Below are 12,608 nucleotides of genomic sequence, written 5' to 3'. Positions count from 1 at the left end.
AGCGAAGGACCCAGGCATGACGGAGATCAAGCGCCCCGGAGCGCTGTACCAGCAGGTCGCGGCCGCAATCCGGGACGCGATTCTGTCCGGCGAGTTCGCCCCCGGAGCCCCGTTGCCGTCCGAGGCGCAGCTCATCGAGCGCTACAAGGTTTCCCGCCCGACCGTGCGCAACGCGGTCGCCGCGCTTCGCGCCGAGGGGCTGATCGATGTCCAGCACGGCAAGGGCAGCTTCGTCCGCACCTCCGGTCTGCCGCCGGTCACCGTCGACCGCCGCATCACCCGCACCGGATCAGGCCCGTTCGTCACCCACGACGGCATCGCCTGGGAACAGCCCGGCGAACCGAAGATCTACCGCACCGAGACAACCGCGATCACCGGCCCGCCGCTGGGACTGGGCGAGGGGGAAGCGCTCTTCGGCTGCGAACGACTGCTCACGGATCCGGCGACCGGCACCAGGGCCCTGCACCGCACGCTCATCCCCTTCGCCACCGCCGAGGACACCGAACTCGCCCAGGCCCCGGACACCGAACCCACAGCGATCTACGAGCTGCTCAGCAAGACCGGGCACAAGCTGTGGTGGGCCGAGACGGTACAAGCCCGCATGCCGCTCCCTGCCGAACGTGGCGCCTTGCAGATCCCCGACGCCACCCCCGTCCTCCACACCGCCCGCATCACCCACGGCACCAACGACCAGCCCCTGATCCTCGAAGAACTGCGCATCAGCGCCGAACGCGCCCAGCTCGCCTACCGCATCACCGCCGAGAAGCCCCCCACCGCACGCCGCACCCGCGCCTGAAAGCGGGATCGGTCGAAACCTTCTTCACTTACTCAAGGGCGCGCCTGCGGCGCGCCGGGCGGTCCGGCCGCCCCGGCGGGCTGCGGCCTGACGGCCGGTCCCGCCGGACGCCCACCGCCCACATCCCGACACGCCCTCAACTCCGAAGGCGGCCGACCGGCGACGGTCCGGGGCGGCAGCGCTGAGCGGTACATATGGCGGGTGCCTGCCGACCCGCCGCATCGTCGTTGCGCACGCCCAGACAGCTGGCAGCGAGTGGACAGGTGGGGGGGGCGGGGCCGGAGCCCAGAAAGCATGCGTCGTGGGGTCAGGCGCCGTACTCGCGCCGTCATGGATGCGGGAGCGTGAGGAGACCGCACGGCCTGGCCGTGGCTGAGGGGGAGCGGGCAGCTGCCGCGCTGCGGCTGAGCCCGCCATGGGCGCTCCGCTTGGCTAGCCACCGTCACGGCTGAGCGTCCGGCCGCCCCATCCTGGTGAACTGAGCGAAACGAGCCACCCGGGCACCGGCTCCCTGTAGGGCAAGAGCGTTAGAGATCGAACCTATGCTCGATCTCTCGCACGCGGGCGGTGATAAGCGGGTGGCCCGCCATCACATCTGGCAGTCGGGTGGACGATGTGATGACGGCTTTCCATACCTGCGTAGGTGTTAATCCCAGGGCGTTACTCAAGTCCGCTCCGCCGAGATAGGCCCCGTCAAGCCGAGCCGCAGTGAGATCAGCCCCGTTGAAATCAGCTGAGTCGAGCCGAGCCCGGGTTAGGTTCGCTTCGTCGAGGTGGGCCTGGGTGAGGTTTGCCTCCTCTAGGTGGGCCGCTGTGAGGTCGGCCTTCTCAAGGCGGGTCCGGATGAGGGTCGCATCCTCTAGGTGGGCCGCCGTGAGGTCGGCCTTCCTGAGGCAGGCTGCCGTGAGGTCCGCCTCCTCAAGCCAAGCCCCAGTCAGGTTCGCCCCGTCGAGAATGACGCCCGTGAGGGTCGCATCGGTTAGGCGAGCCCCACTAAGGTTCGCTCCGTCGAGCCTGGCGTGGGTGAGGTCTGTATGAACGAGCCAGGCGCCGGTGAGGATCGTCTTGCTGAGCCAAGCGCCGCTGAGGTTCGCCCTGCTGAGCCAGGCATTGGAGAGGTTCGCCTTGTTGAGCCAGATGTAGGAAAGGTTCGCCCCGGTGAGCTTGACGCCGGCAAGGTTGAGTTCGTCGAGGACGAGCTCTTGCTCTGGGGCGACGTTTTTGCGGATCGAGGGGTGAGTGAGTGCGGTCAGCGCGTGTTGCACGTCGGCTTCGGGGCTGCTCGGTGAAGGGCTAGGCAACCTTGGGGGTGGCTCAGTTCCGCGTAGGGCTGATCGGCGGGCAGCGGCGATGCGGTCCCGTCGGGCTGAAGCTGGTGCCGTCGGCGTCTGTCCAGGAGCGCGGCGCCGGAGGAAGGCGCTCAAAACTTGTGCCGCATGGGTGGCCTGGTCGGGGGCGTCCTGGACGATCTGTTCCAAAGCTAGTACGCCGCCGAGCCGGACGTAGAGTTCTTCGGAATCGAGGCGTTCCAGGGCCTTGATGAAACGATCAGTTACCTGTCCGCGCCGGGTCAGCCGGTAGTTGAACGCGGTGAAGATCAGGGCAATGCCGGCTCCGAGGACCGCGAGTAGCTGCACCACAGTGGTGCGGAACCCCGTGACCAGAGCGGCCGAGCCCGAGCGTAGGTGCTCGGTACTCAGATACTGGCCATCCAGCCACCATGGCCCTCGCCAAACCAGCAGTACCGCTCCGGCCGTTACGCATACGCCTCCACAGCACCCAAGAACTACGAGGAATCGTCTGACCACCTGATGCGGGCGCATGGCTCATCACACCGCATCTACCCGCCGCCAGTCAGCTAATCGAGGTCGAGAACGAAGTTTCAGCTCGCTCCGCCAAGGCGCACCCCTGCCATTCGGGCCAGCTTTGTCACTTCGCGTGCCGCCGACACAGCCAACTCCAGTCGCACCACGCCCGAACCATCTTCTTGCGCCCCCGCACGCATCCGCACAGCGGCCTCAGCCACCCCAGCAGCCGCCAGTGCCTCCGTGAGTTCTACTACAGCTTCCGTAGCCTCACGCCAGCCCGCCACGTAGTCCACGCCGCGCACCCACGCTCCCACCGTGTCCGGGGCCAACTCCCCAGCCCCCGACCCTCCGACGCCACCCTCCAACGCCTCACGCTCAGGCCCCGACATCAACTTGCCACCCCTCAAAGTCCTTGACTGATCTGGATCTTCTTGGGCTATCGCACGGACGCACGACGAGAGCCCCGGTACCATCGGCACCGGGGTCCTCGCGATCCCTTCCGGACCACCCCTCTTGCTTCCAGGCCTGGGGGTGGTCCGGTCTTGCTTCTGCGGATGTTGTGCGCGGTCCGGCCTCTCACGCGGGGGATCAGGGCCGGACCGCTGACGACGGGGTGAACGGAGCCCGCCGCCCCCTCATATGCGGCACGCGGGATGAGCGTCCGCTCCCACGGCACGGCGGGAGGAACGGCCCGCCGCGCCACGGTCTACGCACTGAGGGAGTTGAAGGATGAGGGCCGCTTGATCTATCCCCAGGGCACGGCCCTCACCCGGTCTAGGGGGTGCCCGCCGAGCGCGAGGCCCGCGAGAAGCGCGTGAGGATGTTCCGGTAGCCGGTGTGGCCGGTCCGGTCCGCGTGCTCAAGGGCCCACGCGTCCGGCCCTGCACTACCCTCCGACGCCTCCGAGGATCTCCCGCAGGTCGTGCACTCAACCTCGTATATCGGCCCGCTCCCCGACATGTCCCATTCCAGCGCCCACCGGCCCTTCTGGGCGTCGGAACTGAGCGCCGCCCTACCGCGCACGGGAACGCCTCTCGTCGCGATCCACTACGAGGCATGCCGTCGCGGCGACGCACTGGTGGGCGCCGCCGTCCTTGAAGACAAGCACGGTCTCACCCCGCCCGTTCCGGCGCACGGCCTTGACCTCACGCCCACGACCCCTGTCGATCACCACGTCACCGCGTTCCACTTGCTGTGACCACACTCGGAATTTCACGTCTGCCACCCTTCATCTGGCGCGAGGTCGATCGAACGAATGTGTCTAGGCGGGACCGTCGGCGCAGCGTTCGCCGAGGTCGAAACGGCAGAAGATCGTCTTACCGCCGCTTTCCTCCGGGGCCCACCACAGGGCGTCGGCCAGCCGGTGAATGATCAACAGCCCACGGCCCGAATCGGGAAGAACTGCCTCCGGCAGGCCGTGCGCGAGCTCAGGCGAGAAGGACTCACCAAGAGGGAAGGTCGGCGGACTGGAGTCCTCGTCAGCCACACCGAGGAACAGCCACTTCGGCCACATCGTCAGCGTGACATCGATCCGACGAGGAGCACCCGGACAAGCCAAACGATCGTCAGGAACCGCGTGCTGCACCACATTGCCAACCAGCTCCGAGACGACTAACCGCACGTCGTCCACCAGGGCGTGCAAGCCCCAGTCTTCGAGGGCGGACCCAGCCAGATTACGAGCAGCCCACACCGTGTCCTGCCACTCCGCAAAGAGCGTCATCGACCGGAAACGCTGCACAGGCGGACTGGATGCTGTCGCTCCAGGGGGAAGCGCCCTACGCAGCTCAGTCCGCGCCAGGCCGCCAGAACGGGGACGGCGAGACCAACGCCGCGCCCCCTCCCGCCCGTTCGCACCTTCCCGTCTTCTCTCCATGCCCCTCAGCTTCACGGGCAGAGTGGCAAGGCATAAGGCCCAACGGCTTACCCAGAGTGGGTAGCATCACGTCAGGTAGGACCGCCGCAATGATCAGCGCAAGCCAACCGCGAGCTGGAGCGCCGTGCATGCCGAACCCATCACATATCCCTGAGTTGCCCGCCAGGTTGTTGGCAGACCCCGAGATGATCACAGCGTGCCGTGATCGCGACTTCTCGAAAATCTTCACCCTTGTGCGGCGCGCGGGCCTCTACCCGTACCTGATCGCCCAGCGGACGGGACTGACGCCGAGCCGCGTCGGGGAAGTGATCTCCAAAAAGCGCAAGCTCAGGGACATGCAAGTCATCGAACGGGTTTCCGACGGCCTACGGGTTCCCGGGCACATGCTTGGCTTAGCGAGGAGACCATGGGAGGCGCCGGCCGCCGGGTCCCCTGCCGCCAAGCCGGAGGCCGTCGTGCCCGCGTCGTCCCTCCACACGGTGCAGCCCGTGAGTGCCATCCCCGGCACGGACCTGGACAGCATTTTGACCGCCGCCACCGGACCACGGTTAAGCCCTTCCACGCTGCGTGCGCTGCACTCGTCCATTGAGGATTACTGGCGGAGGGACGACGAACACGGCGGCGAGGTCCTCCGCCCTGCCGTGGTAGGCCAACTCCGCTACGTGGTAGATCTGATCAAGGAAGCCAGCGAGGGCGCGTACCGGGACAGCCTCTTCGGGATCGCCGCCGAACTGGCCCGGCTCACCGGCTGGATCTACTTCGACGCCCGGCAGTACAGCCAGGCTCGCACCTACTTTGCCGAGTCCTTGCAGCTGGCGAAGGCGATCAACGATCGCCCATTCATGGCCAACGTTTTGGCGTGCATGAGCTTGCAGGCCACCTACGAGGACAAGCTGGCGGACGCCGTAGCACTGTCCACCGCCGCTCAGGACACAGCGCGCGAGCACGGCGCCACGCCCCGCGTGATGTCCATGCTGTCGATGCGCGAAGCGTTCGCACACGCTTCCATGAGTAGCCATGGAGCCAGGCTCGCCGCGCACGCCTCGCTCGCCGAAGCCCATCGTCAGTTTGAGCGAATCTCTCCGGAGGACCCGGACCCAGCGTGGGTCACCTACTTCGATGAGCCCAAGTTGATCGTGGACACCGGGATCGCTCACGGCCGACTGGGCGAGGCCCAAGTCGCGGAACCTCTGATCGCGGACGCCCTACAGCGCGAGGATGCCCGCAACCAGCGTGGACGCGCGTTCCATGCTTTCTGGTTAGCCACCACACAGCTTCAACGCGGCAACGTCGATCAAGCGTGCAGCACAGCCACCCTTTCCCTGGAGACAGCCTCGTCCGTCGGCTCCGAGAGGGTCATGGGGCATCTGCGAGATTTCCAATCGCAGCTCGCCCCTTACAGCCAACAGCCCGAAGCTGTGGCCTTCAGGACACGGCTCCGGGCTGCTCTTCAATGATCAGCGGATCGCTTCGTCCATGAGCACGTAGAGCACACCCACAAGTGATCCGCTGCTGACGATCTCGCGTCGGTCGACCATGCCCCGGACCTTGTCCAGGGGCACCCACTCGATCCGATCGGATTCGTTCTTCTCGGTCGGAGGACCTATGTAGGTGGCGCTGTCGGCCCTGAACACGTAGTGCTGCGAGTCTGTGATGCCGTTCGCAGGCTCCGCGTACACCAACGGTCTCACCGAGTCAGGACGCCAGCCCGTCTCTTCCTCAACCTCTCGAACGGCAGCCTCTTCGGGAGTCTCGTCCAATTCGATCAGACCCATGGGAAGTTCCCAAGCCCAGGAATCCGTGATGAACCGGTGGCGCCACATCATCAATATCTCGCGGCGTTCGTTGACTACCGCCGCCACGGCGAGGTGACGAAGCCGAACAACGTGGTGCTCCCACCGTCGGCCATCCGGCTGCTCAACATCGACCAGGCACAAGTTCACCCACTTGTTCGTGTAGATCTGACGCTCGCCATGGGTCGTCCACTGCATGTGCGTTGCCCTCCCTAGCCAACTGGATCCAGCATCCCAGAGGGGTACCCCAAGTGGGTAACGTCCGATCAAGCGATCTGTTGGTCGTGGACTGGGCGCCGAACGAGGCCGAAGGAGACAAGGTGCTGCACGTCTTCGACGGCAGCGAGCAACAGCAGGAAGACGTCAGCGTGATCAAGCTGGATGCGGACGAGCTGCTTACCGCCGAGTTTCACCCGACAGAGGCGGTCGACCAGCTACTGATCCCGAGGCTCGCACGCCGGGTCAAGTGTGCGATCACTGCCCGACGGGAGTCCCATCCGCAGTACCTCGAACACGGGGAGCCGCTGACTTCCTGAGGGCCTTAGCCCTCCGCGCCGGTGCTTAGGGCGCGGTGCAGCAGGGGGCTCGTGTCGCGAGCTGAGCCCCCTGCCTCCACTTCGATCAATCGGCCAACGGAAGGTAGACCCGGTTGCCGCTCGCCGCGAACTCCTTCGACTTCTCCAGCATCCCCGCTTCGACCTCCTCATCAGTGGCCGAAACGGCCAAATCTGGGGCGAACTGCTCTGTGATGCTTCGGCTAATTTTCATCGAGCAGAACTTCGGCCCGCACATGGAACAGAAGTGCGCGGTCTTCGCCGGTTCCGCCGGCAGCGTCTCGTCGTGGAAGGCACGGGCGGTGTCCGGGTCGAGGGCCAGGTTGAACTGGTCCTCCCAGCGGAATTCGAAGCGCGCGTCGGACAGCGCGTCGTCCCACTCCTGCGCGCCCGGGTGCCCCTTGGCGAGGTCCGCCGCATGCGCGGCGATCTTGTACGTGATGACGCCGGTCTTCACGTCGTCGCGGTCCGGCAGGCCCAGGTGCTCCTTCGGCGTGACGTAGCAGAGCATCGCCGTGCCCCACCACGCGATCATCGCCGCGCCGATCCCCGAGGTGATGTGGTCGTACGCGGGCGCGACGTCGGTCGTCAGCGGGCCGAGCGTGTAGAACGGCGCCTCCTCGCAGATCTCCTGCTGGAGGTCGATGTTCTCCTTGATCTTGTGCATCGGGACGTGCCCGGGGCCCTCGATCATCGTCTGCACGTTGTGCCGCTTGGCGATCGTGTTCAGCTCGCCGAGCGTCTTCAGCTCCGCGAACTGCGCCTCGTCGTTGGCGTCCGCGATCGAGCCGGGGCGCAGCCCGTCGCCGAGGGAGTACGTCACGTCGTAGGAGGCGAGGATCTCGCAGAGCTCCTCGAAGTTCTCGTACAGGAACGACTCCTTGTGGTGCGCCAGGCACCACGCGGCCATGATCGAACCACCGCGCGAGACGATGCCGGTCTTGCGACGGGCGGTCAGCGGGACGTAGCGCAGCAGCACGCCCGCGTGGACGGTCATGTAGTCCACGCCCTGCTCGGCCTGCTCGATGACCGTGTCCTTGTAGATCTCCCAGGTCAGCTCCTCGGCCTTGCCGTCGACCTTCTCCAGCGCCTGGTAGAGCGGCACGGTGCCGATCGGCACGGGGGAGTTGCGCAGCACCCACTCACGCGTGGTGTGGATGTTGCGGCCGGTGGAGAGGTCCATGACCGTGTCGGCGCCCCAGCGGGTCGCCCAGGTCATCTTCTCGACCTCCTCCTCGATGGAGGAGGTGACGGCGGAGTTGCCGATGTTGGCGTTGACCTTCACCAGGAACTTCTTACCGATGATCATCGGCTCGATCTCCGGGTGGTTCACATTGGCCGGAAGCACGGCCCGGCCCGCCGCGATCTCCTCGCGAACGGTCTCGGGAGAAACGTTCTCCCGGAGCGCCACGTACTCCATCTCCTCGGTGATCTCACCGCGGCGGGCGTACGCGAGCTGGGTCACGGCGGCGCCCGACCGGCCGCGGCGGGGCAGCCGGGGGCGGCCGGGGAAGACCGCGTCGAGGTTCTTCAGACCCCCGCGCGGCGAGGTGTGCTTGAGCCCGTCGTCCTCCGGACGCATCGGGCGGCCCGCGTACTCCTCGGTGTCGCCGCGGCCGACGATCCAGTTCTCCCGCAGCGGCAGGAGACCGCGCCGGACATCGGTCTCGACGGACGGATCGGTGTACGGACCGGACGTGTCGTACAGCCGTACGTCCTGGCCGTTGGTGAGGTGGACCCGCCGTACCGGGACCCGAAGGTCCGGCCGCGAGCCGGTCACGTAGTCCTTGTGCCAGCCGATCTGGCCGGTTTCGGACGTGCGTGCATCCTGCGAGGTCATGAGACCAGACTCCCTACGCCGGCATTACCCGGTAACAGGTTCGGCGGTCGGCGCAGCGGCTTCCGTACGACGTACGTACGGAGGTCAGCGCCCTCTCAGCCCGGTGCTCCGAGCTCCCGCGATTGCAAAGGTGGCACCACGCTAGCGCTTCCCCCGTCCGGAGGACCAGTGGGGCTTGCGATGATGCGTGGCGTGACCAGCTCAGACCGCAGTCCCCAGTCCCACTCGCATTCCCACGCGCACAGCCACGGCCCGGCCGCCCCCGTCTCCGCCCATCTGCGGAAGGTGATCGCGGCGGTGCTGATCCCCTTCGCCGTCGCGGTGGTGGCCGGTCTGATCGTGCTCTGGCCCGGCGGCGCGCCCTCGCACAAGCCCTCCGGGCTGGGCCTCGACCAGCAGACCCGGGCGGGCCGGGTCGTCAAGATCGAGGAGGTCGATTGCGCCAAGGTGGGCGCCCTGCCGCAGCAGCAGAAGCCCGGCGGCCAGGGCGGCCCCGGCGCGCCCGCGCCCCCGCCGGGGTCCTGCGAGACCGCGACCATCGAGGTCTCCGAGGGCCCGGACAAGGGCAAGACCTTCACCGAGATCGTGCGGCCGGACTCCTCCCGCCGCTACTCCGTGGGCCAGAAGGTGGTGCTCGCCCACGCGCCGAAGGCCCCGGAGAATCTGCGCTATTCGGTCACGGACGTGGACCGGACGATGCCGATGGTCATCCTCGCCGCGCTGTTCGCCCTCGCGGTCGTGGTCGTCGGACGGCTGCGCGGCCTCTTCGCGCTGATCGCGCTGGTCATCAGCTTCGGCGTGCTGACGATGTTCATCCTCCCCGCGATCCTCCAGGGCTCGAACCCGCTGCTGGTCGCCGTGGTCGGCGGCAGCGCGATCATGCTCATCGCGCTCTACATGTGCCACGGCCTCTCCGCCCGGACATCCGTGGCGGTACTGGGGACGCTGACGTCGCTGGTGGTCATCGGGCTGCTCGGCTCCCTGTTCATGGACTGGGCGCATCTGACGGGCAACACGGACGACCAGACCGCCCTGGTGCACGGCCTCTATCCGCAGATCGAGATCCAGGGTCTGCTGCTGGCGGGGATCATCATCGGTTCGCTGGGTGTGCTCGACGACGTGACGGTGACGCAGACGTCGGCGGTGTGGGAGCTGAAGGAAGCCGACCCGAGCGCGAGTTGGCGCAAACTGTATGGATCCGCCATGCGGATCGGCCGGGACCACATCGCTTCGGTGGTCAATACGCTGGTACTGGCGTACGCGGGTGCGTCGCTGCCGCTGCTGCTGTTGTTCACGATCGCGGACGCCGGAGTGGGGGCCGTCGCGACCAGTGAGCTCGTCGCGGAGGAGATCGTACGGACGCTGGTGGGCAGCATCGGGCTGGTGGCCTCGGTCCCGGTGACGACGGCCTTGGCGGCGCTCGTCGTCAGCGCCGACCGGCAGTCGGCGAAGGGCAAGGGGAAGCCCGGCGCGCGCACCGGGGGCAAGGGCGGCAGGCGCCGCCGCGCGAAGTGAGAGCGCGGGACGGGGCGGGACGAGGACGGGGCGGATCCCTGCCACCGGGCCTGTCCCGGTGACCGAGCCGACCTCGATGAGCCTGGCGACCCACGAGGGGCCTGGCCGACCCCGGGCCCGACCGGCCTCGATGACCTGACCGACCCGCCGGGAGGGCGAGCGGTCCCGCCGGCAGGGCGACCGACCGGGGCCACTAACCGGCGTTCTGCCCCTCGGGGTTGCCGGCGAGGATGCTGTCGAGGGCGGCGGCCAGCTCGTAGTCGAAGTCGGCGACGGAACGCTCCTCACCGAGCGGGGCGATGCGGTCGGTCCGGTCGAGGAAGGCCACGAGGGCGGCGGCCCCGGCCCGGAACAGCGCGCCTTCGCCGCCCACTTGCAGCCGGATGAAGACGTCGGACAGGTGCTCGGCGGAGGCGGGGGAGATATGCACATCGCCTTCGCCGGATGGCTGGCTCAGCCCGTCGAGCAGCAACTCCCGTGCGAACGCCCAGGTCACAGGCGCGTCGCCGGGAAGGTGGAAGGTGAACTTCACCGCGTAGGGGTCGCTGCTGTCGTAATCCAGCGCCACCGGGATCCGGAAGGACAGCTCCTCGGAGACGAGGAACGTCATGATCACTTCCGCCTGAACTGTTTCGCGCATCGCCCAATGTCCCGTCTATGTCGGTTTTGGCCGGGATTGGATCCCCATGAACCTATTGGCGCCATAGTCTGACAACAACGCCTACCAGACCACAAGGAGTGATTTTTCAGATACTGATAGAGATCGTGAGTGAGCATACGAGCTTCCTGACTCTGGAGCGTAGCGACTCGACTACAGGGAGGAGTCGATCCCGGAGATTCCACAGTTGAGAAATCGCCAGAGTCGCCGGATCCATTGACGCCGAACCGGGACGGGTCCGGGTAGTCGACAAAGGCGGCGGCAAGCGCGTGACGAGGGCGTATTCCCTTGCCCCGCGCTCCGGTTGACATCACAACGGGGTGGGTCCGCGACGGAGCAGAGGGTGCTTCTCACCCACACTGTGCCGCATGGAGGGATATACCGGGAAGAGGGAGGGATGATCCCGCTAGTCCGCTTCGTCGAGTTGACTCCGTGTGACGGATGGGTCGCGTCGGGCGCAAGGCCCGAAGCGGCGCGCGGCAGATGGGCGTAAGCCAGAAAACGGAAAAACCCGCCTCGCGGGTTAATCGCGCGGCGGGATTGCCGTGGGTTGCGGGCCGGGCCGGCGCCGACCCGGGCGGGAGTGCCGGGCCGGGCGGCGGGCGGCGTGGGGCCGGGTGCCTACCAGTCGCCCTTCGAGGACGACGACGTGAACTTCTTGACGAGGATGACCAGACCGCCGATCAGCGCCGCGAGCAGCAGCAGCTTGAAGGCAAAGGTGAGCACGAAGCCCAGCACGCTGACGATCAGGCTGCCGAACACGGCGAGCACGAGGACCGGCACGGCGATCCACTTCACCCACCAGGGCAGTCCTTCGAATATCCCCTTCTCGGCCATGTCGTCCCTGCTTTCCGCTCACGAGTCCGCACGGTTCACGAGTCCGTCCGGAGCCGGCTGATCCGGCCTGCTTTCGATGCTAGGACGGACCGGTGGGTCCGCGGGGCCCCCACAGCCCCCGTCCATCCCTGAACGTCCCCCTACGGGTAGGCGGGGGAAGGGGTCAGCTCTCAGGCGGAGAGAAGACGACGACGACCCGGAGATCCTCGCTGATGTGGTGGAACTTGTGCGCCACCCCGGCCGGTACGTAGACGACGCTGCCCCGCGCGACCTCCGTGGTCTCCAGCCCCACCGTGATCGAGGCCCGGCCGCTCACCACCAGGTACACCTCATCCTGGGCGTGCGGGCTCTGCGGGTCCGCGTCGCCCGCGTCCAGCGCGTACAGCCCGACCGACATGTTCCGTTCGCGCAGGAACTGGAGATAAGCGCCCTCGTTGGCGGCCCGCTCCGCTTCCAGCTCGTCCAGCCGGAACGCCTTCATCCGTCGTTCACCCCTTGCAGTGCCGATCCTCGCCGGGCCGATCCCGTCTGCAACGATCTCATCATGAAGAATTTCGTAGTCAAGACGATTGCCAATGCGGCGGCCCTGGCGGTCGCGATCTGGCTGCTCAAGGGCATCACCCTGTCCGGGGAGAACACCGCCCGCAAGGTGCTGACGCTGATGGCCGTCGCGCTCCTCTTCGGCGTGGTCAACTTCGTGGTCAAGCCGATCGTGAAGCTGCTGTCCTTCCCGCTCTTCATCCTCACCCTCGGCCTGATCACCTTGGTGATCAACGCGTTGATGCTGCTGCTGACCTCATGGCTCGCGGGCCAACTGGATCTGGCGTTCCACATCGAGGGCTTCTGGACCTCGCTGATCGGTGGTCTGATCATCTCGATCGTGGCGTGGGCGATGCATGTGATCCTGCCGGACGAACAGGACTGACGGAGAGGG

13 protein-coding genes and 1 pseudogene are annotated in these 12,608 nt (G+C 67.0%); 6 read left to right on the top strand and 8 right to left on the bottom strand.

Annotation, left to right across the window (positions count from 1 at the left end):
- The first annotated feature begins 16 nt into the window (after positions 1-16).
- A complete protein-coding gene (locus tag JO379_RS17525; protein WP_209515692.1) occupies positions 17-796 on the top strand; it encodes a GntR family transcriptional regulator in 780 nt (259 codons plus the stop codon).
- Positions 797-1,323: 527 nt separating this feature from the next.
- Here JO379_RS17525 and JO379_RS17520 read toward each other — a convergent pair.
- Positions 1,324-2,436, bottom strand: coding sequence for a pentapeptide repeat-containing protein (locus JO379_RS17520; protein WP_209515690.1), 1,113 nt, complete (start codon positions 2,434-2,436; stop codon positions 1,324-1,326).
- A 942-nt stretch (positions 2,437-3,378) separates the two neighbouring features.
- Positions 3,379-3,564 (bottom strand): DUF7848 domain-containing protein, encoded by a 186-nt coding sequence (locus tag JO379_RS34305; RefSeq protein ID WP_443742800.1) that lies wholly within the window; start codon positions 3,562-3,564, stop codon positions 3,379-3,381.
- On the opposite strand from JO379_RS34305, the gene JO379_RS17515 reads away from it, so the two are divergent.
- Positions 3,563-3,802 carry a hypothetical protein gene (locus tag JO379_RS17515; RefSeq protein WP_209515688.1) on the top strand — a complete coding sequence of 80 codons (240 nt, stop codon included), beginning with the start codon at positions 3,563-3,565 and terminating at the stop codon, positions 3,800-3,802. The genes JO379_RS34305 and JO379_RS17515 overlap by 2 nt on opposite strands.
- 63 nt (positions 3,803-3,865) lie before the next feature.
- Here JO379_RS17515 and JO379_RS17510 read toward each other — a convergent pair whose 3' ends face one another.
- Positions 3,866-4,342: an ATP-binding protein gene (locus tag JO379_RS17510; RefSeq protein ID WP_372449092.1), complete on the bottom strand. Its 477-nt coding sequence runs from the start codon at positions 4,340-4,342 to the stop codon at positions 3,866-3,868.
- A 263-nt stretch (positions 4,343-4,605) separates the two neighbouring features.
- Here JO379_RS17510 and JO379_RS17505 point away from each other — a divergent pair.
- Positions 4,606-5,957 (top strand): annotated as a pseudogene (locus tag JO379_RS17505) (NsdA family TPR-like regulatory protein).
- Here the strand turns inward: JO379_RS17505 and JO379_RS17500 are convergent.
- Positions 5,935-6,468, bottom strand: a complete 534-nt coding sequence (locus JO379_RS17500; RefSeq protein ID WP_209515679.1) for an NUDIX domain-containing protein — start codon at positions 6,466-6,468, stop codon at positions 5,935-5,937. The pseudogene JO379_RS17505 and the gene JO379_RS17500 overlap by 23 nt on opposite strands.
- A gap of 53 nt (positions 6,469-6,521) precedes the next feature.
- On the opposite strand from JO379_RS17500, the gene JO379_RS17495 reads away from it, so the two are divergent.
- Positions 6,522-6,806 carry an NUDIX hydrolase gene (locus tag JO379_RS17495; RefSeq protein ID WP_209515677.1) on the top strand — a complete coding sequence of 95 codons (285 nt, stop codon included), beginning with the start codon at positions 6,522-6,524 and terminating at the stop codon, positions 6,804-6,806.
- A gap of 85 nt (positions 6,807-6,891) precedes the next feature.
- On the opposite strand, the gene thiC is transcribed toward JO379_RS17495, so the two are convergent.
- Positions 6,892-8,664: a phosphomethylpyrimidine synthase ThiC gene (thiC, locus tag JO379_RS17490; protein WP_209515674.1), complete on the bottom strand. Its 1,773-nt coding sequence runs from the start codon at positions 8,662-8,664 to the stop codon at positions 6,892-6,894.
- A 183-nt stretch (positions 8,665-8,847) separates the two neighbouring features.
- Between thiC and JO379_RS17485 the strand changes: the two genes are divergently transcribed.
- Positions 8,848-10,179: a YibE/F family protein gene (locus JO379_RS17485; protein ID WP_372449143.1), complete on the top strand. Its 1,332-nt coding sequence runs from the start codon at positions 8,848-8,850 to the stop codon at positions 10,177-10,179.
- A gap of 193 nt (positions 10,180-10,372) precedes the next feature.
- Here JO379_RS17485 and JO379_RS17480 read toward each other — a convergent pair whose 3' ends face one another.
- From JO379_RS17480 to JO379_RS17470, 3 genes are all read right to left on the bottom strand, one after another.
- Positions 10,373-10,819: an SsgA family sporulation/cell division regulator gene (locus tag JO379_RS17480; protein ID WP_130878532.1), complete on the bottom strand. Its 447-nt coding sequence runs from the start codon at positions 10,817-10,819 to the stop codon at positions 10,373-10,375.
- Between the two features lie 639 nt (positions 10,820-11,458).
- Entirely contained in the window at positions 11,459-11,674 is a 216-nt protein-coding gene (locus JO379_RS17475) for a DUF5326 family protein (protein ID WP_209515672.1), read from the bottom strand.
- Between the two features lie 163 nt (positions 11,675-11,837).
- Positions 11,838-12,155, bottom strand: a complete 318-nt coding sequence (locus tag JO379_RS17470; RefSeq protein ID WP_130878534.1) for a cupin domain-containing protein — start codon at positions 12,153-12,155, stop codon at positions 11,838-11,840.
- Positions 12,156-12,218: 63 nt separating this feature from the next.
- Between JO379_RS17470 and JO379_RS17465 the strand changes: the two genes are divergently transcribed.
- On the top strand, positions 12,219-12,599 hold the full coding sequence (locus JO379_RS17465) for a phage holin family protein (protein ID WP_130878535.1): 381 nt from the start codon (positions 12,219-12,221) through the stop codon (positions 12,597-12,599).
- The last annotated feature ends 9 nt before the right edge of the window (positions 12,600-12,608 follow it).

This window comes from Streptomyces syringium (assembly GCF_017876625.1).
In the GTDB taxonomy this organism is placed as follows: domain Bacteria; phylum Actinomycetota; class Actinomycetes; order Streptomycetales; family Streptomycetaceae; genus Streptomyces; species Streptomyces syringius.
The sequence above is the reverse complement of the archived record's forward strand: the minus strand, read 5'-3'. Positions and strand labels throughout refer to the sequence as shown.